At 39.9% G+C, this 1,968-nt stretch carries 2 protein-coding genes; both read right to left on the bottom strand.

Annotation, left to right across the window (positions count from 1 at the left end):
• A partial coding sequence (locus ACYVTD_RS12045; protein ID WP_461248002.1) for a vWA domain-containing protein occupies positions 1–939 on the bottom strand: 939 nt, incomplete at its 3' end.
• A gap of 34 nt (positions 940–973) precedes the next feature.
• The coding region (gene greA / locus ACYVTD_RS12040) for a transcription elongation factor GreA (RefSeq protein ID WP_461248001.1) at positions 974–1,968 on the bottom strand (995 nt) is incomplete at its 5' end.

Below are 1,968 nucleotides of genomic sequence, written 5' to 3'. Positions count from 1 at the left end.
CAGTAAAAGAATAAGAATTATAACAAGAAGTATGAAGGGTAAAGAAGAAGAGTATGATTCATTTCTGTTTCTGGCTCTTTCTTCCGCGGAAATATAATTTTTTGTATCTTTGTTGTCCGAAGAATAATTATCCGTGTTAGATGAAGTTACCGCCGATTGCTGATTAGCGTTTGATCCTGAAACAGCATTTTGTCCTTGAGAATCATAGTTTGATTCTTCCCATGTAGATGAGCCTGTTGTTGTGTTTGTTCCAACAGATGAGCCGCCTGCGGCAGATGTACCTGTTCCGGTAGTTGTACCTGAAGTTGCTCCCGAATTTGCAGTTGTTGAAGTTTGACCGGAAGAACCAGATGAAGCTGGCTTATTTCCGCCGGAAGACGTTGGTTTAGTTGCGGTTGTTACTTTTGCGGCGGCGGGACGACCTGATTTTGGCAGATTGGAAAGCGGACGACCGGGAGTTACCTGAATATAATCTAACGTAGCATTTTTGGAATTCAGGCGTTGCTTCGACGCGTTTACAAGGTTGTTTGTATCAGAACCGCCAACGCTTACAAGTACGATTTTTTTGGGGCGTGAGGGAAGGGTAGTAATGTACTGCTCGGCATAGCTTAACGCGGACGAAATATTGCTTCCGTTTTCTACAGGGTATTGAAGAAGCATACGCCCTATTATTGTTTCAACATCTCCCAATCCTGAAATACGCCTTGCGACATCCAATCTTGAATTACCGGAAAAAGCGATTAAATGGAATGTGTCGCCTACTCTTAAAAACTCATTAAGGAAATCTCCTGTAATATAATTATTTACATTCTCATAAGATGAACTCATTGTTGATGAAGTATCTAACAGTAAAACAATATCTGCAGGAGAAGCATTTTGTCCGTAAGCGCAAACGATCGTGAACAATAGTAATAAAACCAAGAAAATATTTTTTTTCATAATATTCACCTATTCACTCCTTTAAAAACCTTGTTTAAACAGCGGTTATTTTTTCCACCAAATAAGAAACCTTCTCGTTATTTATGGCAAATTCAAATTTTTCTCCCTCTGTCCTATTAAGTATAGCACTACCAAACGGGGAAAGATAGGAAATAATGAATTTATTCGGGTCAGATTCCCACGGTCCCAAAATGGTAAATTCTTCTTGTTTGCCCGCAGTTTCGTTGAACAAGACGACTTTTGTGCCAAAAGAAACCTTTGACGTATTTACGGAATTCGGGTCGAAAAGCTGCGCTCTTTCGATTTCTTCTTTTAGTTTTGCCACCTGCGAATTAAGCTGTTCCTGTTTTTCTTTTGCGGCTTTGTATTCCGCGTTTTCGCGCAAGTCGCCCAAGGAAAGGGCGTATTCGATTTCTTTGGAGTTGAGGGGAACTTCCACGTCCATGATATGCGAGAGAATTTTCTTTTTCTCTTCGTACATTGCAAGAGTAACCAAAAGCCCTCTTGATACCTTTTTTTCCGTATCGCCAAAGAATTTGAATCCAGGATATTTATCAAGTATTCTTGAGCGCAGATTGAGTTTATCCTGCGGGTCAAGATCGGTAACATCGTTAATAAAGGTGAAAATCCTGATAATCGCGTCTTCATCGTTATTGTCGATAAAGTTAATTAATTCACGATCTTTAAAAAGTATGTTATGGACAAGTTTGTTTATCTTTCTGTTTTCAACAGTGTCCTTTGAGTTATCAATATCGCGGTAGGTAACGTCCAAAATATGGATAAGCGTTATAAGCTGTTTTTCTATGCCGATATTCGCCGCCTTAAACCATGATTTTTCCCTTGCGTTTTTGTAAATCCATACAACAGCCTCGCGGTATTCGCGGTAACGCTCAAAACATTCGGTACACAGGGCGGTAAGTTTGTTTTCAAACCCCGCTTCTTCCAACTGCTCCGGGATAGTTGCAAGTTGCGAATATGGGAAAAGTTTAATATAAACCGATGCCCAATCGCTGATGTAAAGTTTTACAT

Source organism: Treponema sp. R6D11 (assembly GCF_054786075.1).
Note: the sequence above shows the minus strand (reverse complement) of the source record. Positions and strands in the feature narration are given on the sequence as shown.